We start from the raw sequence: 22,219 nt of genomic DNA, 5'->3' as shown, positions 1-22,219 counted from the left end.
ACGGAAACCGGTGGGAGCACACCCTGACCCGGGTGCCCCTCACGGCGTCTCCAGCACGTCGTCCGCACCCGGCAACGGCCGCCCGGGATCGTCGTACAGCAGCGTGATCCCGCGTGACCAGTACGCTTCCGGCTCCGCGGCGCCGATGCCCGCGCGCAGCTCACGGACGGCGGCGGGCAGCCGGTGGGCGGTCGTGCCGCTCTTGACCGTGCGCAGTATGCCGCGGTGGTACTCCCCGCACACCGGGTCCATGCGCTCCCTGCGCCACAGTGCCACCGGGTGGCCGCTGCCGACGATCCGGCGGATCGTCCCGGCCGCGCCGTCGCCCTCCGGGACCCGGCACAGCACGGGGAAGGACCGCGGCCCCAACTCCCGCAGCAGATCCGCCGTCACCTCCTCGGGGCGGCCCTCGTCGCAGTCGACGCAGGAGTGCTCCATGCCGTCCTCGTGCAGCCGCGCCCAGCGCTCCTGCGGCCCGGGCCCCGACTCAGTGCCCTCCTCCTCGCCGTACTCCGTGCCGTACTCCGTGCCGTCCGCCGCGCCCGGCGGCCGGTCCGCGCAGCGCACCACCACCGGCCGCAGCTCCCCTATCGGTCTGCTGCCCGGCGGTATCCGCCAGGTGTCCACGTCCAGGTCCAGCAGCGCCTGTCTGAGGGCGACTTCGAGAACGGCGGGGCGGCCGGGCTCGTCGCTCCGGCGGAACGCCTCGCTCAGCGGCCCGGCCAGCTCGGCAGGCAGGTCGGCCAGCGCCGTGCCGCTCCGGCCCTCGCCCAGCGGCAGATCGCCGGAGGGTCTGCTCGCGGTGAGGTACCAGTCGAACCGGCCCTGCTCCCAGGCGCGTTCGGTGATCTCCAGCAGGACGGACGGCAGCGGGCCCGCGGCCGCGTGCTCGCCGGAACGCCGGCCCCGGCCGACCGCGCGGGCGCGCACCCGGGCGTGCCACTCGGCGCCCAGGCGGTTCCTGGCCAGCGGCGGCAGCTCGGTCATGGCCAGGTCGCGCACCCAGTCCCAGACCGCTTCCACCGCCTCGGCCGCCGCCGGGTACGGATGCTCGGCGGTCGCGGCGTACACCGCGTACCGCAGCACGGCCTCCAGCTCGCTGTGCGCGTCGCGCAGCTCCAGCCGGTCGAGGTAGACCTCCAGGCCCTCGCGCCAGCCGCGGGGCGCGGGCGACAGCCCCTCGCCGCGGCGCGGCAGCAGCTCGTCGACCAGGGCCACCAGCGCGGGCGTGCCGGCCGGCGGCGGCAGCTGGGCGAGCAGGCCGTGCAGCACCACCCGGCGCTTGGGGGTCAGGGCCGCGACCGTGGCGGCCGCGGCGGACAGCCCGCTCTGCGCCTCGGTCCAGGTGTCCCGGGCCTCGCTGACGTCGGCGTGCCGGTCGGCGTGGTACCGGTCGTGCGCGTGCAGCACGCGGTGGTACGGGTCGTCCTCCTCGCGCCCGATCGGGGCGCCGGGCACGCCGATGCGGCGCAGCTGTGCCAGCGCGACGCCGAGCCCGCCGTCGCGCGCGCCGCCGCGCCGCCCCTTCAGTACGCCGATCACCTCGCCGCGCTCGACGTCGACCAGCGGGCCGCCGGAGAGCCCCGCCGGCATCTCGTCCTCGTTGCCGAGGCGCAGCAGGCCGTCGCCGCCGAACTCGCCGCGCACGGTGCACCGTCCGTCGAACGCGCCGACCGTCCCGGCGATCTCGGTGTACCCGAAGTACGCGACCCGCTCGCCGCCGTGCGCCCGCGACGTGCGCGGCGAGAGCCAGCAGCAGGGGTGCGCGGTGGGCTGGAGGAGGCGGATCAGGGCGAGGTCGGGGGCCGGCAGCAGGCCGGCCGTGCGCACGGCGGGCTCGGCCCATTCGACGCGGCCGCGCGCGCTGCCCCCTTCGAAGCTCAACGCCACTTCGCCCCCCTCGCCCTCCAGCGCGACATGGGCGCAGGTGAGCACCCAGTTGGGGGCGACGAAGAAGCCGCTCCCCCACAGCGGCGGCTCCGGCGACCCACCGTGGGGATACCCGTCACGGGCGGCGTGGATGCGCACGGTGGCGGCCTTGACGAGCGGGGCGAAGCGCCGGGAGAAGTACGCGTCCGGATCGTGCGCCCCGTTCATGCGCCGCCCCCGGTCCCGCCCTCCGTGAGGTCGGCGGGCGGGCCGCCCTGCCAGGTGAGGGTGACATTGATGGCGGCCTTGGCCTCGCCGTCCGCGAGCAGCCCGACCAGGGTCCCCGACTTCCCGCTCAGCTCGATGCCGAACTGCACGCTGACCTCGTCGGGCCGCAGGTCGCGCAGCGCACCGGCCAGCGACCGGGCGACGCCGTGCACCAGCCCGTCCAGGCTCTCCAGCCGCCCGACGACGCGGTCGGTGAAGAACCCGCTGTCGGCGTAGTCGTCCTCTCCCCCGGAGCCGCCCCGGCGGCCGATGTCCACATACGCCTCGTTCCGCGGCCGCGGAATCAACCCCTCGGCGCCGGATATCCGGGCCCAGACGGGCGTGCCGTCCGGCAGTTCGATCCGTGCGACACGCGTCGCGTCCTCGCTCATGCCACCCCCCGCTGACACCTGCGCCAGGAGGCCGGTCCGTGCCCGGAGCCGATGCGCGGTCCCGGACCCCGGCTGCCTATCCTGACCTGGAATGTCCTTAGAGCCTGCGCCGGAACCGACCGGGGTCCGGACCCAGGCTCTCAACCCCTACCCCCTTAGCGGAGTACTCACGTGTATTTCACCGACCGAGGTATCGAGGAGCTGGAGAGCCGGCGCGGCGAGGAGGAGGTGACCCTCGGCTGGGTCGCCGAGCAGCTGCGTACGTTCGTCGACCTCAACCCGGACTTCGAGGTGCCGGTGGAGCGGCTGGCGACCTGGCTGGCGCGGCTGGACGACGAGGACGACGACGAATAGCTTGACTTCACCGGACCGCGATATATCGTGTTCTACGAGAACGCGATATGTTGCGTTGCCTGTCTGCCCAGGGGAGGCCCGGAATGTCAGCCCGGAACGAGTGGCCGGACGGCCCTGCCGAGGTGGCCGCACCACGCACGCTCGACGTCGAAGCGCCCGTCGAGACCCTGCACGTACGGGTCTTCGGCGGCACGGTCAACGTCGTCGGCAGCACCGAGACCGACCGCACCCGCGTCGAGATCACCGAGATCGACGGCCCACCGCTGATCGTCTCCTATGAAGGCGGCACGCTCACGGTCGGCTACGACGACCTGCCCTGGAAGGGCTTCCTGAAGTTCCTGGAGCGCAAGTCCTGGCAGCGCAGCGCCGTCGTCTCGGTGACCGTGCCGGCCGCGGCGCGGGTGGAGCTGGGCACGGTCGGCGCGAGCGCGGTCGTCTCCGGCATCACGGGGCGTACGGAGCTGCGCGGCGTCTCGGGCGACAGCACCCTCGTACGGCTGACCGGTCCGGTGCTCGCCGAGACCGTCTCCGGGCGGCTGGAGGCCCAGGCCCTCGGCGGCGACCTGCGCTTCCACTCCGTCTCGGGCGACCTCACGGTCATCGAGGGCGGCGGCGGCTCGGTGCGCGCCGAGTCCGTCAGCGGGGACATGGTCATCGACCTGGACCCGGCGGCCCGGGGCACGGACGTGCGTCTGACGACGGTCTCCGGCGAGGTCGCCATCCGGCTGCCGGACCCGGCCGACGCCGAGGTGGAGGCCAACACCACCAGCGGCTCGGTCGCCAACGCCTTCGAGGACCTGCGGGTCGGCGGCCAGTGGGGCGCGAAGAACATCACCGGGCGGCTCGGCGCGGGCACCGGACGCCTGAAGGTCACCACCGTCTCCGGCTCGCTCGCGCTGCTGCGCCGCCCGCCGTCCGAGGGACCGGAGGACGGCGCGCCCGCCGGTCCCCCCGCCGATCCGCCCGCCGATCCGCCCGCCGACAAGAAGGTGCTGTAGAGCCATGCCCCCCGTCTTCGCGCACGGCCGCCTCCGTCTGTATCTGCTGAAGCTGCTGGACGAGGCGCCCCGCCACGGTTACGAGATCATCCGGCTGCTGGAGGAGCGCTTCCAGGGCCTGTACGCACCCTCCGCCGGCACCGTCTACCCGCGCCTCGCCAAGCTCTCCGACGAGGGCCTGGTCACGCACGCGACCGAGGGCGGCCGCAAGGTGTACTCCATCACCGAGGCGGGCCGCGCCGAACTGGCGGCCCGCGGCGGCGAGCTGGCCGAACTGGAGCTGGAGATCCGCGAGTCCGTCGCGGCGCTGGCCACCGACATCCGCGAGGACGTCAGCGGTTCGGCGCGCGCCCTGCGCCGGGAGATGCGCGAGGCCGCGCAGGCCACCCGCCGGCAGGCCGGCCGCGACGGCAAGCCGGGCGGCACGGGCTTCCCCGGCCCCTCCGAGGCGTTCGACCGCGGCCCCGACGACCCCGAGGCGTGGCGGCAGGCCAAGGAGGAGTTCCGGCGCGCCAAGGAGGAGTGGAAGGAGCAGGCCCGGCGGGCGAAGGAGGAGAGCCGGCGGGCCAAGCAGGAGGCGCAGCGCGCCCGCAAGCAGGCCAAGAACGCCAAGGACTCCGCGCACGAGGAGATCCAGGAGGCCATCCGCCGGGTCCAGGAGCGGGCCCAGGACCACGTGCGCTCGGGCGACTGGCCGGGCGCGGTGCGCGAGGCGCTCTCCGAGGTCTCGCGCGAGATCGGCCGCTTCACGGACGGCCTGACGGCGCCGCCCGGTACGACCGACGGACCGACGCCCTCCGGTACTACTGACTCGGCGGCGTCCGGAACCACCGACTCGGCCGCGTCCGCGCCCCCCGAGCCGGCCTGGGCGCACGAACCGGCCACCGGTGAGCCGGCCCGCGATCTGGACCGGCTGCTGGACCGGTTCCGCGACGACCTCCGGGACGCCGCCCGCGACCACGGCGTGGACGAGGCGCAGGTGGCGGCGGCCCGGCAGCACCTCGCGACGGCCGCGGCGCACATCGGCGCGCTGCTGCGACGCCCCACACGGTAGTCACCCACGGTTATTTTCGAAGGGCCGGGTTCACCCCAGGTAATCGGGGCACCCGGCCCTTCGCAGGGCCGCCGTCCGCACCGGACCGGCCGCGGCGTTCCGCCGACCCCTGGCCTTGCTCACGCTGGACATGAATTCTTCTTATCCATACGCGACTTGAAGGCCATGAGGTATGCGATGTCGGAGTACCCCGCGGTTGCCCGCCGGCTGTGGCACCACCTCGAACCACTGCACTCCACCCTCTACTTCGCCCCCGAGACGTTCGAAGAGGCGGCGGCGCTCGGATACGACGTCGGGACCCGTTGGCCCAGCTACTTCGCCTGGCGCAGCGCGCCGTTGGGCGCCGCCGGCCCGGAGCTGGTGTCCGCCACGTACTACAGCTTCAGCCCGCGCATGGTCGAGCAGTACGTGCCGCTGATCTGGTCGACGGCCGCGCCCGCCAAGGTGCTGGAGGCCCGGCTGCACGCGATGGACCGGGTACTGCGCAGGCTGATCGGCGACCGGCTGACCAAGGAACAGGTCGCGGAGGCGGCCCGGCTGGCCCGCCAGGCCGCGGAGAACGCGATACCGGCCGCCCGGCCGCTGGCCGCCGCCAATCTGGACCTGCCCTGGCCTTCCGAGCCGCACCTGGAGCTGTGGCAGGCGCTGACCGTCCTGCGCGAGCACCGCGGCGACGGGCACCTGGCCGCGCTGCTCACCGCGGGCCTGGACCCGTGCGAGTCGCTGGTCTCGTTCGCCGCGGTGGGCGCGGCGCCGGAGGAGCACTTCCGCAGCCGCGGCTGGAGCCCGCAGGAGTGGCACGAGGCGCACGACCGGCTGGCCGCGCGCGGCTGGATCGCGCCCGACGGCCGCGCCACCGACCGCGCCCACGAGGGCCGGGAGGCGGTCGAGCGGCTGACGGACCAGCTGGCCGCCGGCCCGTGGCGGGCGCTGGGCCGGGCCCGCGCCGACCGCCTCGCCCAGCTGATCACCCCGCTACTGACCGCCGTCTTCGAGTCCGGCCACCTCCCCAAGACCACCACCCTCGGCATCGGCACCATCCGGGTGCCGCACTGACCCGGCGCCTTCGGGTCGCGCGCCTCAGGCCGCCCGAGCCCGCTCGGCGAGCACCCGCTCGACCTCGGCATGGGTCACGCCGTGGTCCGCCAGGACGCCCGTGGCGACGCCGGTGCCGGTGGTCAGCGCGAGCAACAGGTGCTCGTCGCCGATGTGCTTCTCGCCGCGGCCGAGCGCGATCCGCAGCGACCGCTCCAGTACGCCCTTCGCCTCGCGGCTGAAGGGACGCCGCCCGAACCGGCCCTGTTGACGGGGGTGCGCCAGCGCGCCGACGCCGTGCTCGGCCTCCACCCGCGCGACGATCTCCCCGACGTCGATGCCGAGCCCGGCCAGCGCCTCGGTGTCGGCCGGCGAGAGCCCGCCGCGGCGGCGCGCCTGCGCCAGCGCCTCTTCCAGCGCCGCCCGGCGCGCGGGCACCCCGAGCGCCGCCAGCGCACCGGCCGCGACCGTGCCCTCCCGGTCCAGCAGCGTCAGCAGCAGCTCCTCCTCGCCGACCGTGCCGCTGCCCGTGCGCTCCGTCCGGGCGACCGCGCCCCGCACGACCTCCCGGGCACTCACCGTGAACTTCTCGAACATCAGCGCCTCCCGTGCTTCTTGTGGACCGCCTGCCGGCTGACTCCCAGCTCGTCGGCGATCTCCTGCCACGACCAGCCCTTGGCGCGGGCGCTGCGCACCTGTACCGCTTCCAGCTGCTCCAGCAGCCGGCGCAGCGCGGCGACGGCCCGCAGTCCGATGCGCGGGTCCCGGTCGCCCGCCCGCTCGGCAAGTTCCGTTGCTTCGGTCATGGTGTCAACGTAGGTTGACGCGCACCTCGCGTCAACCCTCGTTGACAACGGCTCCGCGATTGTCCGCCTCGTTCTGCAGGCCGGACAGGACGGCCGCGGGGTCGCCGTCCCGGGAGACCGCGCCGGCGATCTTCTCCTGGAGCGCCGCCCGCACCCGCGGCCAGCTCGTCCTGCCCATCGGCTGGAACTGGACCTCCGGCAGCTGGTCGACGAACGGCCACAGCGGGCGGTACACGGCGTCCGCGCGCATCTTCTGCGCGGCCGGCACGGTCACCGGCAGGGTGCCCTGCCCGCCCGCGTAGTGCACCGCGTTGTCGGTGCGGTAGAGGAAGTCCAGGAACGTGCCGATCTGCCGGACGTGCTGGTGCCGCTTGAAGGCCACCAGCCAGTCCGAGAGCCCGGCGGGCGTCGCCGCGTCGCCCGCGCGCCGGGGGAACGGGGCGGTGCCGTACGGGACATGGGCCCGGTCGGCCATCGGGATCAGCACCGGGTGGGCGAGGAGCATGCCGACCTTGCCGGCGACGAAGCCGCGGTAGGCCTCGGTGCGGTTGAGGGCGGGGCCCTTCGGGCCGGTCAGGCCCGGGGCGACCAGGCCGTCCCGCACCGCGGTCAGCGCCGCGGTGTTCTCGGCGGAGTCCAGGGTGTAGCCGCCGCTCATGCCGACGTAGCCGCCGTTGTTGCCGAGCAGCCAGCTCAGCGTCTCGTCCTCGGCCGCCTCGGGGCCGGTCTGGAGCGCGTACGGCGTCCGCACGCCGGCGGCCTTCAGCGCGGCGGCGGCGCGCTCGATCCCGGCCCACGAGGTCGGCGGGCCCTCGATGCCGGCCCGCGCGAAGAGCTTCTTGTTGTAGAAGAGGCGCGGCGTACTGGAGCTGAACGGCATCCCGTACTGCACGTGGCTGATCTCGCCCGCCTTGGCCAGCGCGGGGACGAAGTCGGCCTGGGTGCCGATGGAGAGCGTCTCGTCCGCGCTGTAGAGCTGGCCCTTGGCCGCGTACGGGGCGAAGACGCCGGACTGCGCGATGTCGGGCGCGTCACCGGCCGCGACCCGGGCCGCGACCGTCTTGTCCAGCCGGGTGTACGGCACCGGGTCGAGGTGCACCGCGATGTCCGGGTGCTGCTTCTCGAAGGTGTCGACGAGGCGCTTCCAGTAGTCGGTCGTGGACCGGGCGGTGCGCTGACCGTAGTCGGCGACCACCACGTCGAGCGTGACGTCCGCGTCACCCTCCGGGCCCGCGCCGCCGCACGCGGTGAGCGTCAGCGCCAGCACGGCGGCCAGCCCGGCCGCCCTGCGCACGGTGCGGTGCCGGCCCGCCGTGCCGGTCGTCGTGACCGCCGTTCCGGAACCGGAAAGAAAAAAGGGCGCGCGTCGCCGCCGTATGAACATGTCCGCCTCTGTGCCGAAGTCCCGCTGGCGAGCGGGTGGTGCCCCCGGCCGTACCCTCCGCCATTCCTGCACACATGTTCGCCCACGGGCGGCGCGGGAGCGCGGAAATCAGCCGCCGGCGGTGAACGTGACGACGGCGGCGACGCCGTCCGGGCCCGCGTCGAGGTCCGCGCCGGCCCCGGCGGGCAGCAGCGCGGCGTCGTACCGGCCGAGCGCCACCGGCTCCCCGCTCCCCGCGGGCGTCAGCAGTACCGCACCGGCCACCGCGGCGACCAGTACCGCGCCGTCCGGGCCCGGCGCCGGGCGCACCGTGTGCCGGCCGCGGGCCATCGCCACCTCGGCGGCGCACCGCCCCTCGCGCACCATCACGTTGAAGTTGACGACGGGGCCTGCGGCGAGCCGGCAGTCCGTGGCGGCGCCGCCGGGGAAGGACAGCGGCCGGAACGGCTCGGTGACGGCGGTCCGCTCACCGTCCACGGTCAGCTCCATGCCGCCCCCGGCCACCATCGTGAGGACGCGCCGGACGCCGGGCAGCGGGGAGTACGGGCCGTCCCGGTCCACGTCCGCCAGGCTGACCCGCCAGTCGAAGGCGTCCCAGCCCGCGCCGGGCGGCCCGGCGGCGATCTCCCGGGTCACGCCGCCCCCGTTGCTCCAGGGGGCGGCGGCGCGTCCGGCGGCCGGCAGCAGTTGCACCCGGTGCATCAGACGGTCAGCACGACCTTGCCGAAGAGGTCGCCCTCCGCCATCTTCGCGAAGCCCTCGCGGGCCCGGTCCAGCGGCAGTTCGGAGTCGATGACCGGCTTGACGCCCTTGGCCGCGCAGAAGCTGAGCAGCCCGGCCAGCTCCTCCTTGCTGCCCATCGTCGAGCCGACGACCTTCAGCTCCAGGAAGAAGATGCGGTTCAGCTCGGTCTTCTCGGGGTTGAAGCCGCTGGTGGCGCCCGAGATCACGAGCGTGCCGCCGGGCTTGAGGGACTTGACCGAATGCGACCAGGTCGCGGCGCCGACGGTCTCGATCACCGCGTCGACCCGCTGCGGCAGCCGCTCGCCGGTTGCGAACGCGCCCTCGGCGCCCAGGTCCAGCGCACGCTTGCGCTTGGCCTCGTCCCGGCTGGTGGCGAAGACCCGCAGGCCCGCCGCCGCGCCGAGGACGATCGCCGCGGTGGCCACGCCGCCGCCCGCGCCCTGGACCAGTACCGAGTCCCCGGGCCGCACGCCCGCGTTGGTGAAGAGCATCCGGTACGCGGTCAGCCAGGCGGTCGGCAGACAGGCGGCCTCCGCGAAGCTGAGCTCCTTCGGCTTGGGGAGTACGTTCCAGGCGGGGACCGCGACCTGCTCGGCGAAGGTGCCCTGGTAGCGCTCGGTGAGGATGGAGCGCGGCTCCTTCGGGCCGACGCCGTGGCCGGTCTGGCCGATCACGGAGTGCAGGACGACCTCGTTGCCGTCCGCGTCGACGCCGGCCGCGTCGCAGCCGAGGATCATCGGGAGGGCTTCTTCGCCGAGCCCCACACCGCGCAGCGACCAGAGGTCGTGGTGGTTGAGGGAGGCGGCCTTGACGTTGACGGTCGTCCAGCCGGGGCGGACCTCGGGAGCCGGGCGCTCACCCAACTCCAGGCCGCTGAGCGGATCGTCACGGTCGATTCGGGCGGCGTAGGCAGCGAACATGATCCGAACGTACGCCGCGGAGTGCGGTAGCGGAACCACGACGCGGTGTGACACGCGCCCCTTCGGGGGCGCGGGGAACTGCGCGCTCAGCCACGGCGTGGCCGCGCCCGGCAACGAGGGCGTACCCCAACGGCGCCTGGCCGGGCAGCCCGGCGGCCGCCGCAAACGCACCGCGCCGCCACCGTACGCATCCGGTCGTACGGCGGCGGCGCGGTGTGCGAGGTCAGCGGCGGGCGACGCCCTCCGCACGGGCGGCGGCGGCCACCGCGGCCGTCACGGCCGGGGCGACCCGGTCGTCGAACGGCGAGGGGATGACCTTGTCCGCGCTCAGCTCGTCGGCGACGACGGCGGCCAGCGCCTCGGCGGCCGCGAGCTTCATGCCCTCGGTGATCCGCGAGGCCCGCACCTGGAGGGCGCCCGCGAAGATGCCCGGGAAGGCGAGCACGTTGTTGATCTGGTTCGGGTAGTCGCTGCGCCCGGTGGCCACGACCGCGGCGTACTTGTGCGCCACGTCCGGGTGGATCTCCGGGTTCGGGTTGGCCATCGCGAAGATCAGCGAGTCCTTCGCCATCTTCGCCACCGCCTCCTCCGGGACCGTGCCGCCGGAGACGCCGATGAAGACGTCCGCACCTTCCAGCGCCGATTCCAGGGAGCCGGTGAGGCCGCCCTTGTTCGTGAAGCCGGCCAGCTCGCGCTTGACGTCCGTCAGGTCGTCGCGGTCCGCAGAGACGATGCCCTTGCGGTCGCACACCGCGACATCCCCGATGCCCGCCTCGATGAGGATCTTGGCGATGGCGACGCCCGCCGCACCGGCGCCCGAGATGACCGCGCGCAGCTGCCCCAGCGCGCGGTCGGTGAGCTTGGCTGCGTTGCGCAGCGCGGCCAGCGTGACCACGGCGGTGCCGTGCTGGTCGTCATGGAAGATCGGGATGTCCAGCTTCTCCTGAAGCCGGCGCTCGATCTCGAAGCAGCGCGGCGCGGAGATGTCCTCCAGGTTCACGCCTCCGAAGGAGGGCGCGAGCCGCACGACCGTGTCGATGATCTCGTCGGTGTCCGTGGTGCCGAGCGCGATCGGCACCGCGTCGACTCCGCCGAACTGCTTGAAGAGGATGGCCTTGCCCTCCATCACCGGGAGGGACGCCTCCGGGCCGATGTCGCCCAGGCCCAGCACCGCGGTGCCGTCCGTGACCACGGCGACGACCTGCGACTTCCAGGTGTACTCGTGGACGAGCTCGGGCTGCTCGGCAATGGCGCTGCACACCTTGGCGACGCCGGGCGTGTACGCGAGGGACAGGTCGTCCCGGTTGCGCACCGGCACCGTCGCCTGGACGGCCATCTTGCCGCCCCGGTGGAGGGCGAAGGCCGGATCGAACGGTTCTCCGTCCGTGCTGCTGTCGCTGCGAGGATTGACGATCTCCGCTGCCACTTGTCTGACCCCTTTATTCGTAAAACAGTTGAGGGTGGCCACTCCCTGGTTGAGGGGTGGGCGGGCACCGCGTCCGCGCCCTGAGCGACGGATGACCGCCGCGCGGGGGGAGGTACGGACGCCGGGCGCGCCGCACACGCGCCCTGAGCCCCGGATGAGGGGTGTAACGACCCTTTGTACCCGACGGGTGCGACCGCCGACGAGTCAGATTGGTTACCCTCGCGTTCTCAATTCCGACAATAGTCGCGAACCGCTCGAAAAGCCGGACGCGTGGATCATCTTCCGTCCACATACCGAGACTTCGGGCCCGTACCGCCTCCGCGGCGGTCCGGGCAAGCCCGTCATCCGGCGCTGACCAGCCTTGCCACGTCCGTTATGCGATTTTGACCTGTTCGGCAGTCCGAATACCGGAGTCCGGATGGCAAGATTCCGTGACCGAACGAGGTCGCGATGCCCGATGGTGTGTGCCCGGCCCCCAGCCGGCCGGTTTCCACCCCGGTTTCCCGCCGGCTCCCACCCCCGGTTCCCCACCGGCTCCATCCGTTCCGCAGCAGGAGGAAACGCATGACCGCAAGTTCCCGCCGTCGCCCGGCCTCCGGCAGGTCACGCACGGCCGCCGGCGCAGCGACAGTGGTCGTGGCCGCCCTCCTGCTCAGCGGCTGCGGCGACCAGACGGACGCCGCCATCGCCAAGCGCGAGGCCGCGAAGACCCGCAACGTGCACGCCCCGCTCTTCAAGAAGCTCCCCAAGGCCGTGCAGGACAAGGGTTTCCTCCAGGTCGGCTCGGACGCGACGTACAAGCCGGTGGAGTTCCGGAAGAACGGGGCGATCGTCGGCATCGACCCCGACCTCGCCGCCGCCATGAGCAAGCAGCTGGGCGTCAAGCTCAACTTCAACAACGCTACCTTCGACACCCTCATGGGCGGCCTGAAGTCCAAGCGGTACGACCTCGCCATGTCGGCGATGACGGACACCAAGGAGCGCCAGGAGGGCCTGGACTCCACCACCGGCAAGAAGATCGGCGAGGGCGTCGACTTCGTCGACTACTTCAACGCGGGCGTCTCGCTCTACGTCCAGAAGGGCAAGAGCGACACCGTCTCGGGCTGGGCCGACCTGTGCGGCAAGTCCATCGCCGTCCAGCGCGGCACCGTCTCGCACGACTACGCCAAGGACCAGGCGAAGAAGTGCAAGAAGGACGGCGAGGAGACGATCTCCATCGAGGCGTTCGACAACGACTCCGAGGCCCAGACCCGGCTGCGCACCGCCGGTGTGGACGCGGTCTCCAGCGACTACCCGGTCGCCGCGTACGCCGTGAAGACCTCCGGCGGCGGCAAGGACTTCGAGGTCGTCGGCGACCAGGTCGAGGCGGCCCCGTACGGCATCGCCGTCCCCAAGGGCCAGGCGAAGCTGCGCGACGCCCTCAAGGCCGCCCTGGAGGCGACGATCAAGAACGGGGACTACGCCAAGGTCCTCAAGAAGTGGCAGGTCAAGGACGCCGGGGTCAAGGAAGTGAAGCTCAACGCCGGTTCGTAGCCGCGCGCCGCCCTTCCCGCCCGCTGAACTCCGCCGAACCCCGAAAGGCAACATCCGTGTCTGTCGACGTCGACAAGGCGGCCAGGCCGCCGCAGGACGCTCCCCCGCCGCAGCCCGAGCCCATCAAGGCCGTCCCCGTGCGCCACTACGGCCGCTGGGTCGCCGCCGTGGTGGTCATCGCCGTGCTCGCGCTCCTCGTCCGGGCGTTCGCGACCGGCAACGTCAACTGGAACGCGATCCCCGACTACCTCTTCAACTCGGACATCCTGCGCGGTCTGCGCAACACCCTCCTGATCACCGTGCTCTCCATGGTGATCGGCGTGGTGCTCGGCGTGATCCTCGCCGTGATGCGCCAGTCCAAGAACCCGGTGACCTCGACCGTCGCGTGGTTCTACATCTGGTTCTTCCGCGGCACGCCGGTCTACGTCCAGCTCTTCCTGTGGTTCAACCTGGGCCTCGTCTTCCAGTACATCGACATCATGCCGGTCTACAAGGACGAGTGGTCGGACTTCATGACCCCGTTCCTGTGCGCGCTGCTCGGCCTCGGCCTGAACGAGGCCGCGTACATGGCGGAGATCTGCCGCGCCGGCCTGACCGCCGTCGATGAGGGCCAGACCGAGGCCGCGCAGGCGCTCGGCATGAGCCACGGCAGGACGCTGCGCCGGATCGTCGTGCCCCAGGCGATGCGCGTGATCGTGCCGCCGACCGGCAACGAGGTCATCAACATGCTCAAGACCTCCTCGCTGGTGATCGCGGTCCAGTACTACGACCTGCTGCAGTCCGCGCAGAACGTCGGCCGGGACTCCGGCGTCGTCGTGGAGATGCTGATCCTCGCCGCCGTCTGGTACCTCGTCGCCACCAGCGTGCTCAGCGTCGGTCAGTACTACCTGGAGCGCCACTACGCCCGCGGCTCCAGCCGCCAGCTCCCGCTCACCCCGCTGCAGCGCGCCAAGGCCAAGCTGTCCGGCGGCTTCAACCGTTCCGCCGGAGGTGCCGCATGACGGACAAGACCAGCAACAAGGCCGTCCCCATGGTCAAGGCCGAGGGCGTCCACAAGTCCTTCGGCGCCGCGCACGTCCTCAAGGGCATCGACCTGGAGGTCGCGCCCAAGGAGGTCTTCTGCCTGATCGGCCCGTCCGGCTCCGGCAAGTCGACCTTCCTGCGCTGCATCAACCACCTGGAGAAGATCAACGCCGGCCGGCTCTCGGTCGACGGCGAGCTGGTCGGCTACCGCGAGCACAACGGCAAGCTGCACGAGCTGCGCGACCGGGAGGTCGCGGCCCGCCGCCGCGACATCGGCATGGTCTTCCAGCGCTTCAACCTCTTCCCGCACATGACGGCGGTGGAGAACGTCATGGAGGCGCCCGTCCAGGTCAAGCGCGAGTCCAAGGCGTCGGCCCGCGAGCGCGCGCTGAAGCTGCTGGACCGGGTGGGCCTGAAGGACAAGGCCGGCAACTACCCCTCGCAGCTCTCCGGCGGCCAGCAGCAGCGCGTGGCGATCGCCCGCGCGCTGGCCATGGAGCCCAAGCTGATGCTCTTCGACGAGCCGACCTCGGCCCTCGACCCGGAGCTGGTCGGCGACGTCCTGGACGTCATGAAGGACCTGGCCGCCGACGGCATGACCATGGTCGTCGTCACCCACGAGATGGGCTTCGCCCGGGAGGTCGGCGACTCGCTGGTCTTCATGGACGACGGCGTGGTCGTCGAGTCCGGCCACCCGCGCGACGTCCTGACCAAGCCGCAGCACGAACGCACCAAGTCCTTCCTGTCGAAGGTCCTCTGAGGCACGCGGTACGCGGGAGGGGGCGGTAGGGGCGGGCACGCCCGGTACCGCCCCCTCCCGCATTCGTCCCTACTTCAGCCCCAGCACCATCGCGTCCGACGGCGAGGCCCAGACCGTGCGAGCCTCGGCGAAGCCGGCGTTCCGGAGGGCCTGTGCGTGCCACTCCGCCGAGGGGGTGTCGCCGTCCGCGTGCTCGCCGTAGATCTCGAACCGCTCGGCGGTCGGGCCTGCCAGCACCGGGTCGGCGGCCGCGAGCGCCCACCATTCCTTCCAGTCCACCGCGCCGGCCGCCTTGGCCGCGTCCATGCGGGCGTGCCGCTGCGCCCGGTCGGCGGCGTTCAGCCGGGGCGTCGCCGGGTCGGGCATGTGGTCGGCGTTCAGGAAGACGCCGCCCTCCCGGACCAGGCCCGCCAGCTGCCCGTACAGCACGCTCAGCTCGTCGCTGTGCAGCCAGTGCAGCGCGGTGGCGGTCAGTACCGCGTCGTACGTCTCGTACGGCAGCTTCGCCGGCCACGCCGGGTCCTTCAGGTCGGCCCGGACGAACTCCACCCGCCGCTCGCCCGCGAAGTACCCCTCCGCGATGGCCAGCAGCGCCGGGTCGAGATCGACGCCCGTGCTGAGCGCACCCGGCAGCCGCTTCAGCAGCCGGTCGGTGATACTGCCGGTGCCGCACGCGAGGTCCAGGACGCGCGGCTCGGGACCCGCCACCGCCTCGACCATGTCCAGCATCACCCGGAACCGCTCCTCGCGGTCCGGCAGGTACCACTCCTGCTGCCGGTCCCAACTGTCCTGCCACGCCCGCCAGTCCGCCCGTGCCACGGCCTCGGTCACCGGAACCCCTCTCGCCTGTAATACCCTCGAACAGACAACGCCCATTACGGGCTCAGTACGCAGACTAGCCCGCGCCCGGTAAGGACTACAAGTGGAACTGGCCTATTACTCGGACTATGCCGTGCGGCTGGTCAACAGCGAGCAGCCGGAGCGCGGCACCGACACCCTGACCTCGGTCGAGGCCGTACGCGCCCTCTTCGGCCCCGCCCAGCACACCGCCCGGCGCGCCACGGACGCCGACGTGACCCGCCTGCGCGCCGTACGGGCCCGGCTGCGCGCGATCTTCGAGGCGGCCGGTTCCGGGGACGAGACCCTCGCCGTCGACCTCCTCAACGCCCTGCTCATGGAATACCCGGTCAGCCCGCAGATCTCCGGGCACGAGACGCGAGACGCCGACGGCCGCCCCGACTGGCACCTGCACATCGCCGACCACGCCGCCAACGCCACCGCCGGCTACACGGCCACCGCCTGCATGGGCCTGGCCGTCCACCTCACCGAACTGGGCGTGGACCGCCTCGGCAGCTGCCAGGCGGCGCCGTGCCGCAACGTCTACCTCGACACCTCCACCAACCGCTCCCGGCGCTACTGCTCCGACCGCTGCGCCACCCGCGCCAACGTCGCGGCCTACCGCGCCCGCAAGCGCCAGGAGTCGGCCGCCGCCGCCCGCACCGAGCCGGAGAAGGCCCCCGAGGAGCCGGAAGGCGCGGGCGGCTAACGCCGGACGTTCCGTACCGGCCGGACCGCCGACGCCGCCCAGGACAGCACCCCGACGACCGACCGCCGCACCTCGCGCGGCGGCCGCACCCGCAGCCAGGCGCGGGCGACCACCAGCTCGTCGGGCACCGTGCCGAACTCCCGGCTGTCGTTCTCCACGAAGGGGTTGTCCCCCTGGACCCACCAGCCGCCGTCGCGCCGCTCCACCGCCCGTTTGACGATGAGCAGATCCTGCCGGAAGGGGTGTTTCAGGACGATCACGTCGCCCGGCCGCACTACCGCGCCGTACCGGACCACCAACTGGTCCCCGGGCCGCAAAGTGGGCACCATCGAGGGGTTGTACACCTCCGCCAGACCGATCGTCCGGAGCGGTCCCCTGCCCTCCCGGCCCTGCTCCTGCCCCTGATCGGGCCAGCGCTCATGCACCTGCTCCGGCATCCGGCACCTCCCGGTCCGTTCCTCCACCAGTCCCAGCCTGACACTGGACTTTTGCCCTAAGACCCCCGGGGCACCCGAGAAAAGCCTTCCCGTACCGAGTAATCTCGCACCTGAGAAGACGATCACGAGGAAGGACTGAACATGCTTTCCCGCCTGTTCGCCCCCAAGGTGAAGGTCAGCGCCCACTGCGACCTGCCCTGCGGTGTCTACGACCCTGCCCAGGCCCGCATCGAGGCCGAGTCGGTCAAGGCCGTGCAGGAGAAGTACCAGGCCAACGAGGATGCGGACTTCCGCACCCGCGCGGTCCTCATCAAGGAGCAGCGCGCGGAGCTGGCCAAGCACCACGTTTCGGTGCTGTGGAGCGACTACTTCAAGCCCCCGCACTTCGAGAAGTACCCGGAGCTGCACCAGCTGGTCAACGACACCCTCAAGGCCCTGTCGGCCGCCAAGGGTTCGAACGACCCCGCCACCGGCCAGAAGGCGCTGGACTACATCGCCCAGATCGACAAGATCTTCTGGGAGACCAAGAAGGCCTGACTCTGGGCCGGGCCCGTTGCCCCGCGATTGCGCGGTTCTCCTGGCCCATCCGACCGCACCCGGTCCGCAGGCCGCCCGAATACGGCGGCCACGGCGGACCGGGTGCGGTCTTTTCCGTCCGGCCGCTCCCGCCCCAACGCGCCTTTGGCCGCGGCGGGTTCGGCGGTGGGGCCGGTCGTGGTGACGGAGTGGCGTTCCGTGGTCACCCGCAGGTGTCGGCTCGGCCGTAGGCGCGCGGCACGGGAGTGGTTTGCCGTCGGGGCCGGAGGGTTACCCGTTGAGGCAGGCCTTTTCGAGAGGACCACCTACCCGGGCAAGTGATCGTATGACGGATTCGTCCGCCGCGGCGGAGCTGGTGCTGGCCGCAGCCTCCGAGGGAGACGCGCGCAGGCTCCCCGAGCGGCTGTGCGAGGCCATGTGTGTGGCCCTTCCGGTGGACGGCGCGACGATCTCGCTGCTCACCGATACCCCCGACCGCCAGCTCCTGCACGCGTGCGGCGAGTCGGCGATGCGGCTGGAGGAGGTCCAGTTCGAGGTGGACGAGGGGCCGTGCGTGACGGCGGCGGCGACCGGGCAGGCGGTGATCGTGGCCGATCTGCACGGCCGGCTGACGCAGTGGCCGATCTTCGGCGCCGCGGCGCGCCACGCGCTCGGGAAGATCGGCTCGGTGTACGCCTTCCCGATGAGCGACGGCTCAGAGGAGCACCCCGTGGGCTCCGTCGACCTGCTGCGGCACGAGCCGTGGGACCCGGACGAGGAGACCGTACGGGAGTGTGCGCGGGCCACGCGCGCCGCGACGGTGGCGCTGCTGACGGCCCCGACGGCCCTGCCGTGGAACCCGACGCCGATGATGGACGCGCACTGGGGCCGTACGCACCGCGCGGCCGGGATGCTCTCCCAGGAGACGGGCGTGCCCGTGGCCGAGGCGCTCGCCCGGCTGCGCGCCGACGCGTTCGTCACCGGGAAGCCGCTGCCCGAGATCGCGGAGGAGACGCTGGACCGGCTGCACGGCGGAACGCACGGCGGTGGCGCCTTCGACGAGGGCCGCGGCCCGTACGGCTCCTGAGGAGAAGAGGCCAGCCGGCTCTGAGGAGCAGCGGCTACCGGAGTGCCGCGGCGTCCAGCGTGCCGTCGATGACCCGGCGAGCGACGTCGGCCAGCCGCTCACGGTTCCGGCGGGCATAGCCGCGCAGCGCCTCGAACGCCTCGTCGACGCCGGTCGCCCAGCGCTCCGCGAGCACGCCCTGGGCCTGCTCGATGACGGTACGGCTGACGAGCGCCGCCTGCACCTGGACCCGTTCGACGTTGCCCTGCTCGATGGTGTGCTGCTGGAGGACGGCGATGGTCGCCACGTCGGCGAGCGTCCGGCCCAGCCGTACCCCCGAGGGGTCCAGCGTGTGCGGTCCCGCGTGGAGCATGCCTATCGCGCCGATGCTCCGCTGCCGCAGCCGCAGCGGCAGCGCGTGGGCGGTGGCGTACCCCGCCTGCCGGGCCCGCTCGGCGAACACCGGGAAGCGGGCGGTGTCGGCGGGCGCGGCGAGGGAGGCGTTCACCAGGGCCTCGCCGGTGCGGTAGCTCTCGGCGCAGGGGCCCTCCTCGCCCTGCACGGCGAACAGCTCCAGCAGTCCGGTGCGTTCGTCGGAGGCCGCGAGCACCTGCAGGTCACCGTGCGGATCGGCGAGCATGATGCCGACCGCGGTCACGTCGAGGAACTCGACGCCCCGCGCGCACAGCCGGTGCAGCGCGTCGATCAGGTCGAAGTCGTCGATCAGCGTGCCGACCGCTTCGCCGAACGCCTGCAGCACCCTTTCCTGCGGAGCCACCGCCATCATCCCCTCTTCCGGCCAGACGGGTCCGGCTCGGGTCCATCATTGCGAAAGTCCAGGCGCCTGGCGACCACGTCCTCGGCGACCTCCAGGATCGGCCGGCCGTGCCGGTAGGCGTACGCGCGCAGCCGGAGGAGCGCCTGGGACAGCGGTATTCCTGCCTGCACGCTGATCATGCCGGTCGCCTGGTGGACGGCCGCACGATAGAGGTCGGACGGGCGCTCCACGGCCATGAGCGCGTCGCTCGCGGCCCCGCCGTCCAGGAGCACGGCGGTCAGCGCGCCGGTCAGGATCAGCGCGTCGTCCATACTGGCGTCGGTCAGCGGCCCGCTCGCCCGCCGCTGGAGGGTCAGTACCCCCATGCAGACGCGGCCGACCAGCAGCGGGAAGCAGAAGACCGCGCCGACGCCGAGCGCCGCCAGCTCCGGCAGCAGCACGGGCCAGCGCCCGGCGGGCAGCCGGCCCAGGTCCGGCTCCACCACCAGCGAGCCGTGGCCCACCGCATCGACGCCGGGGCCCTCGCCCAGTGTGAACTGCAGGTCCTCCAGCCGGCGGCTGTCGCCCTCCGACGCCCACACCAGCTCGGAGGTGCCGTCGCTGGTCAACAGTGACAGCGCGACGCCGTCGACGCCCAGCACCCGGGCGCAGCCCTCGGGGTCGCTGCCGATCAGTCCCCCGGAGCCGGTGACCGGGTGCAGGGTCTGCAGCACGGCCGCCATTCCTGCGCTCGTACCCATCGGCGGTCACCTGCTCTCCCCTACCCGCCACACCAACAGCTCCAGACCATGCCCCAGTGGGCGATTCCACCAGCCTATCCGCTGCGCGCCCGCTGCCGAAGGCAACCCGGGCGGTAACGCTGCGGGGGCTTTGCGGCGCAGAGAGGAATGCGGGTGCGGAAAGCGCCGGCAGAAATGCGGACGGAAACGCCCCGGCGTGCCACCGGCCGTGCTCCATTCATCTTCGTCGAGGCGTTTTGGCGCCGGATGGGAAAATCCCGTGAGCAACCCCCACGACTCCGTGCCGGTGAACGGTCCGTACGCCCCGCAGGGCCATTACGACGCCGGGCAGGCCCCGTACGACCCCGGCCCGGCAGCGCCGTACGACCAGGGGCAGCCGGGGTACGGCGGCCCGAGCCGGGAGCGGTACCGCCGCCCGCGCGACGGCGCCGGCACGGCACGCACCGCATTGATCATCCATACGATCGCCGACATTGCCGCGGCGTTCCTCGTCCTGTGGATTCTGCTTTACCTGCTCGGCGCCAACCAGGCGAATGTGTTCGTCGATTTCGTGGAGAGCGTCGCGGACGGACTCGCATGGTGGTCGCAGGACATTTTCACCATGGACACGGAAGGACTTCGCGTGCTCCTCAATTACGGGCTGCCTGCCGTGATTTACCTGCTTGTCGGTCATGGCATTTCCGCCCGGATCCGCCGCCTCTGACCGAATTCCGGAGCGGCCGGGGCGGCCGGGGCGGCCGCTCAGCGCAGCCGCGCCGCCCGGGTCTGCAGATAGCGCTTCTCCGGGACGCTGAGCGCGCGTTCGGCGGCGCGACCGTATGCCGCGCGGGCCTCGGCGCTCTCCCCGGCCTGCTCCAGCAGGTGCGCGCGGACCGCTTCGAGGCGGTGGTGGTCCGCGAGATGCGGGTCACCGGCGACGGTGGCGAGGAGGTCCAGGCCGGCCCGGGGCCCGCTGACCATGGCGAGCGCGACCGCCTCGTTGAGGGTGACCACCGGGCTCGGCGCGATCCTGGCCAGCAGGCGGTACAGGCCGAGGATCTCGCGCCAGTCGGTGTCCTCGGGCCGCTCCGCCTCGTCGTGCACCGCGGCGATCGCGGCCTGGAGCTGGTACGGGCCGAGGGCCGTGCGGCGGAGCGCGTCGCTGACCAGCGCTACGCCCTCGGCGATCGCCGCCCGGTCCCAGGCGCCGCGGTCCTGTTCGGCGAGCGGGACGAGCGACCCGTCGGGCGCCGTGCGCGCCGCGCGGCGGGCGTCGGTCAGCAGCATCAGGGCCAGCAGCCCGGCCACCTCGCCGTCCTCCGGGAGCAGCGCGCGCAGCGACCGGGCCAGCCGGATGGCCTCCTGGGCCAGCTCGACGCGCTGCAGCCGGCTGCCGGAGGTCGCGGTGTACCCCTCGTTGAAGATCAGGTAGAGGATCTGCAGGACCGCGCCGAGCCGCGCGTCGCGCTCCTCGGGGGCCGGCGGCGCGAAGTGCCCGCCGGCCGCCTTGATCCGCTGTTTGGCGCGGCTGATCCGCTGCGCCATGGTCGGCTCCGGCACCAGGTAGGCGCGGGCGATCTCGGCGGTGGTCAGGCCGCCGACGGCGCGCAGCGTCAGCGCGGTCTGGGCGGCCGGGGTCAGCGCGGGGTGGCAGCACAGGAAGAGCAGGGTGAGGGTGTCGTCCTCGCTGGGAGCGCGGCTCTCCCCCGGCGCGGGGGCGTGGAACTCGTCGCGCGGCGTCAGCGCGTACGCGGTCTCCTCGCGCCGCCGCCGCGCCTCCTCACCGCGCAGCAGGTCCGTGAGCCGGCGCGCGCCGACCTTGATCAGCCAGCCGCGCGGGTTGTCCGGGCGGCCGGCCCCGGGCCACTGGACCGCGGCGGCCAGCAGCGCTTCCTGTACGGCGTCCTCGGCGAGGTCGAAGTGCCCGTACCGCCGCACGAGCGCGCCGAGGACCTGCGGCGCGAGCGCGCGCAGCAGGTCCTCGGTCCGTTCCGGTGCGCCCACGGCCCCCGGTCGCCTCAGACGTCGCAGGGCGGGTTGTCGGGGATGGACCGGATGGTGACGGGGCCGTTCTCGGCGCCCTCGGGGACCGGACACTGCAGGATGCGCTTCGCGATCTCGGTGGCGCGGTCCAGGGACGCGCAGTCCAGGAGCCAGTAGCCGCAGAGCACTTCCTTGGTCTCGCCGTAGGGGCCGTCGGCGACGACCGGTACGCCGTCCTTGCCGGGGGACACGACGCGAGCCTGCGCGGGCTCGCTCAGCCCCTGCCCGTCGATCATCTCGCCGTTCTCGGCGAGGTCGTTGTTGAGGTTCTCCATGAACTGGAACATCGCCTTGAGGTCGCCCTCGCTCCACCGCACCTTGCCGGAGTCCTTGCCGTTCATGGCGTCGTAGTGGGCCTGGCTCGCCTGGATCATCAGCATGTACTTCATGTCACTCACTCCTCGGGAGCTGTCGGCGTCCGGCCGGGCGCCTCTCACCGGAGACGTCGGAGCCGACGGCCGGTCCTCGACACGAGGAGGAGAAAAATCTTCGGAGAATTCCGGCTGCCCTGCCGCGTACGAGCCTCCGCCATGAATTCTCCTCGCGGCG

General features: G+C 72.7%; 24 protein-coding genes and 1 pseudogene. 11 read left to right on the top strand and 14 right to left on the bottom strand.

Annotated elements, in window-relative coordinates; translation table 11 throughout:
- Window positions 1-39 precede the first annotated feature (39 nt).
- Complete coding sequence (locus ACZ4MH_RS18180; RefSeq protein WP_351601053.1) at window positions 40-2,097, bottom strand: VMAP-C domain-containing protein; 2,058 nt, start codon at window positions 2,095-2,097, stop codon at window positions 40-42.
- A gap of 29 nt (window positions 2,098-2,126) precedes the next feature.
- Window positions 2,127-2,528, bottom strand: a pseudogene (locus tag ACZ4MH_RS18175) (CU044_2847 family protein); the annotation flags it as partial.
- A gap of 171 nt (window positions 2,529-2,699) precedes the next feature.
- Here ACZ4MH_RS18175 and ACZ4MH_RS18170 point away from each other — a divergent pair.
- The 4 genes from ACZ4MH_RS18170 (at window position 2,700) to ACZ4MH_RS18155 (ending at window position 5,990) form a co-directional block, all read left to right on the top strand.
- Entirely contained in the window at window positions 2,700-2,882 is a 183-nt protein-coding gene (locus tag ACZ4MH_RS18170; RefSeq protein ID WP_030258837.1) for a DUF6104 family protein, read from the top strand.
- An 83-nt stretch (window positions 2,883-2,965) separates the two neighbouring features.
- Complete coding sequence (locus ACZ4MH_RS18165; protein WP_351601047.1) at window positions 2,966-3,880, top strand: DUF4097 family beta strand repeat-containing protein; 915 nt, start codon at window positions 2,966-2,968, stop codon at window positions 3,878-3,880.
- A 4-nt stretch (window positions 3,881-3,884) separates the two neighbouring features.
- The gene (locus tag ACZ4MH_RS18160) at window positions 3,885-4,934 is read left to right on the top strand and encodes a PadR family transcriptional regulator (protein WP_351601044.1); all 1,050 of its coding nucleotides are present in this window, start codon (window positions 3,885-3,887) and stop codon (window positions 4,932-4,934) included.
- Window positions 4,935-5,111: 177 nt separating this feature from the next.
- On the top strand, window positions 5,112-5,990 hold the full coding sequence (locus ACZ4MH_RS18155) for an SCO6745 family protein (protein ID WP_351601041.1): 879 nt from the start codon (window positions 5,112-5,114) through the stop codon (window positions 5,988-5,990).
- Between the two features lie 24 nt (window positions 5,991-6,014).
- Here the strand turns inward: ACZ4MH_RS18155 and ACZ4MH_RS18150 are convergent, their stop codons facing one another.
- The 6 genes from ACZ4MH_RS18150 to ACZ4MH_RS18125 all read right to left on the bottom strand — a co-directional run bounded on the left by ACZ4MH_RS18150 (window position 6,015) and on the right by ACZ4MH_RS18125 (window position 11,249).
- The gene (locus ACZ4MH_RS18150) at window positions 6,015-6,566 is read right to left on the bottom strand and encodes a Clp protease N-terminal domain-containing protein (protein ID WP_351601038.1); all 552 of its coding nucleotides are present in this window, start codon (window positions 6,564-6,566) and stop codon (window positions 6,015-6,017) included.
- Complete coding sequence (locus ACZ4MH_RS18145) at window positions 6,566-6,775, bottom strand: helix-turn-helix domain-containing protein (RefSeq protein WP_052867809.1); 210 nt, start codon at window positions 6,773-6,775, stop codon at window positions 6,566-6,568. Before ACZ4MH_RS18145 ends, ACZ4MH_RS18150 begins: the two co-directional genes overlap by 1 nt.
- Before the next feature lie 31 nt (window positions 6,776-6,806).
- Complete coding sequence (locus ACZ4MH_RS18140) at window positions 6,807-8,159, bottom strand: extracellular solute-binding protein (protein ID WP_467754564.1); 1,353 nt, start codon at window positions 8,157-8,159, stop codon at window positions 6,807-6,809.
- A gap of 108 nt (window positions 8,160-8,267) precedes the next feature.
- The gene (locus tag ACZ4MH_RS18135) at window positions 8,268-8,861 is read right to left on the bottom strand and encodes a HutD/Ves family protein (protein ID WP_467754563.1); all 594 of its coding nucleotides are present in this window, start codon (window positions 8,859-8,861) and stop codon (window positions 8,268-8,270) included.
- Window positions 8,861-9,823 carry a zinc-binding dehydrogenase gene (locus tag ACZ4MH_RS18130; RefSeq protein ID WP_351591884.1) on the bottom strand — a complete coding sequence of 321 codons (963 nt, stop codon included), beginning with the start codon at window positions 9,821-9,823 and terminating at the stop codon, window positions 8,861-8,863. The genes ACZ4MH_RS18135 and ACZ4MH_RS18130 overlap by 1 nt, the downstream gene beginning before the upstream one ends.
- Window positions 9,824-10,046: 223 nt before the next feature.
- On the bottom strand, window positions 10,047-11,249 hold the full coding sequence (locus ACZ4MH_RS18125) for an NAD(P)-dependent malic enzyme (protein ID WP_351591887.1): 1,203 nt from the start codon (window positions 11,247-11,249) through the stop codon (window positions 10,047-10,049).
- Between the two features lie 564 nt (window positions 11,250-11,813).
- On the opposite strand from ACZ4MH_RS18125, the gene ACZ4MH_RS18120 reads away from it, so the two are divergent.
- The 3 genes from ACZ4MH_RS18120 to ACZ4MH_RS18110 are packed head-to-tail and all read left to right on the top strand — an operon-like array spanning window position 11,814 to window position 14,565.
- Window positions 11,814-12,782, top strand: a complete 969-nt coding sequence (locus ACZ4MH_RS18120) for an ABC transporter substrate-binding protein (RefSeq protein ID WP_351591890.1) — start codon at window positions 11,814-11,816, stop codon at window positions 12,780-12,782.
- 56 nt (window positions 12,783-12,838) lie between these two features.
- The gene (locus ACZ4MH_RS18115) at window positions 12,839-13,783 is read left to right on the top strand and encodes an amino acid ABC transporter permease (protein ID WP_351591893.1); all 945 of its coding nucleotides are present in this window, start codon (window positions 12,839-12,841) and stop codon (window positions 13,781-13,783) included.
- Between the two features lie 29 nt (window positions 13,784-13,812).
- The gene (locus ACZ4MH_RS18110; protein WP_351591999.1) at window positions 13,813-14,565 is read left to right on the top strand and encodes an amino acid ABC transporter ATP-binding protein; all 753 of its coding nucleotides are present in this window, start codon (window positions 13,813-13,815) and stop codon (window positions 14,563-14,565) included.
- 69 nt (window positions 14,566-14,634) lie between these two features.
- Here the strand turns inward: ACZ4MH_RS18110 and ACZ4MH_RS18105 are convergent, their stop codons facing one another.
- Window positions 14,635-15,441: a class I SAM-dependent methyltransferase gene (locus ACZ4MH_RS18105; RefSeq protein ID WP_467754562.1), complete on the bottom strand. Its 807-nt coding sequence runs from the start codon at window positions 15,439-15,441 to the stop codon at window positions 14,635-14,637.
- Window positions 15,442-15,487: 46 nt separating this feature from the next.
- Here ACZ4MH_RS18105 and ACZ4MH_RS18100 point away from each other — a divergent pair, with 46 nt between their 5' ends.
- Window positions 15,488-16,111: a CGNR zinc finger domain-containing protein gene (locus tag ACZ4MH_RS18100; RefSeq protein ID WP_351591899.1), complete on the top strand. Its 624-nt coding sequence runs from the start codon at window positions 15,488-15,490 to the stop codon at window positions 16,109-16,111.
- Here the strand turns inward: ACZ4MH_RS18100 and sodX are convergent.
- Complete coding sequence (gene sodX / locus ACZ4MH_RS18095) at window positions 16,108-16,548, bottom strand: nickel-type superoxide dismutase maturation protease (protein ID WP_351591902.1); 441 nt, start codon at window positions 16,546-16,548, stop codon at window positions 16,108-16,110. The genes ACZ4MH_RS18100 and sodX overlap by 4 nt on opposite strands.
- A gap of 141 nt (window positions 16,549-16,689) precedes the next feature.
- Between sodX and sodN the strand changes: the two genes are divergently transcribed.
- Both sodN and ACZ4MH_RS18085 read left to right on the top strand, forming a co-directional pair.
- Entirely contained in the window at window positions 16,690-17,085 is a 396-nt protein-coding gene (gene sodN, locus ACZ4MH_RS18090) for a superoxide dismutase, Ni (protein ID WP_030085982.1), read from the top strand.
- Between the two features lie 325 nt (window positions 17,086-17,410).
- Entirely contained in the window at window positions 17,411-18,151 is a 741-nt protein-coding gene (locus ACZ4MH_RS18085; protein WP_351591906.1) for a GAF and ANTAR domain-containing protein, read from the top strand.
- Between the two features lie 34 nt (window positions 18,152-18,185).
- Here the strand turns inward: ACZ4MH_RS18085 and ACZ4MH_RS18080 are convergent, their stop codons facing one another.
- Together ACZ4MH_RS18080 and ACZ4MH_RS18075 are read right to left on the bottom strand one after the other, a co-directional pair.
- Window positions 18,186-18,914, bottom strand: a complete 729-nt coding sequence (locus ACZ4MH_RS18080; RefSeq protein WP_351591908.1) for a GAF and ANTAR domain-containing protein — start codon at window positions 18,912-18,914, stop codon at window positions 18,186-18,188.
- Window positions 18,914-19,648, bottom strand: coding sequence for a GAF and ANTAR domain-containing protein (locus ACZ4MH_RS18075; RefSeq protein ID WP_351591910.1), 735 nt, complete (start codon window positions 19,646-19,648; stop codon window positions 18,914-18,916). The genes ACZ4MH_RS18080 and ACZ4MH_RS18075 overlap by 1 nt, the downstream gene beginning before the upstream one ends.
- A 286-nt stretch (window positions 19,649-19,934) precedes the next feature.
- On the opposite strand from ACZ4MH_RS18075, the gene ACZ4MH_RS18070 reads away from it, so the two are divergent.
- A complete protein-coding gene (locus ACZ4MH_RS18070; protein ID WP_467754578.1) occupies window positions 19,935-20,351 on the top strand; it encodes a hypothetical protein in 417 nt (138 codons plus the stop codon).
- A 38-nt stretch (window positions 20,352-20,389) separates the two neighbouring features.
- Here ACZ4MH_RS18070 and ACZ4MH_RS18065 read toward each other — a convergent pair whose 3' ends face one another.
- Together ACZ4MH_RS18065 and ACZ4MH_RS18060 are read right to left on the bottom strand one after the other, a co-directional pair.
- Window positions 20,390-21,631: an RNA polymerase sigma factor gene (locus tag ACZ4MH_RS18065; RefSeq protein WP_351591914.1), complete on the bottom strand. Its 1,242-nt coding sequence runs from the start codon at window positions 21,629-21,631 to the stop codon at window positions 20,390-20,392.
- 14 nt (window positions 21,632-21,645) lie between these two features.
- Window positions 21,646-22,059 (bottom strand): YciI family protein, encoded by a 414-nt coding sequence (locus ACZ4MH_RS18060; protein WP_351591917.1) that lies wholly within the window; start codon window positions 22,057-22,059, stop codon window positions 21,646-21,648.
- Window positions 22,060-22,219 lie beyond the last annotated feature (160 nt).

The sequence above is a fragment of the Streptomyces sp. NPDC026301 genome (assembly GCF_055567935.1).
This window is presented reverse-complemented; position numbering and strand designations above follow the sequence as displayed.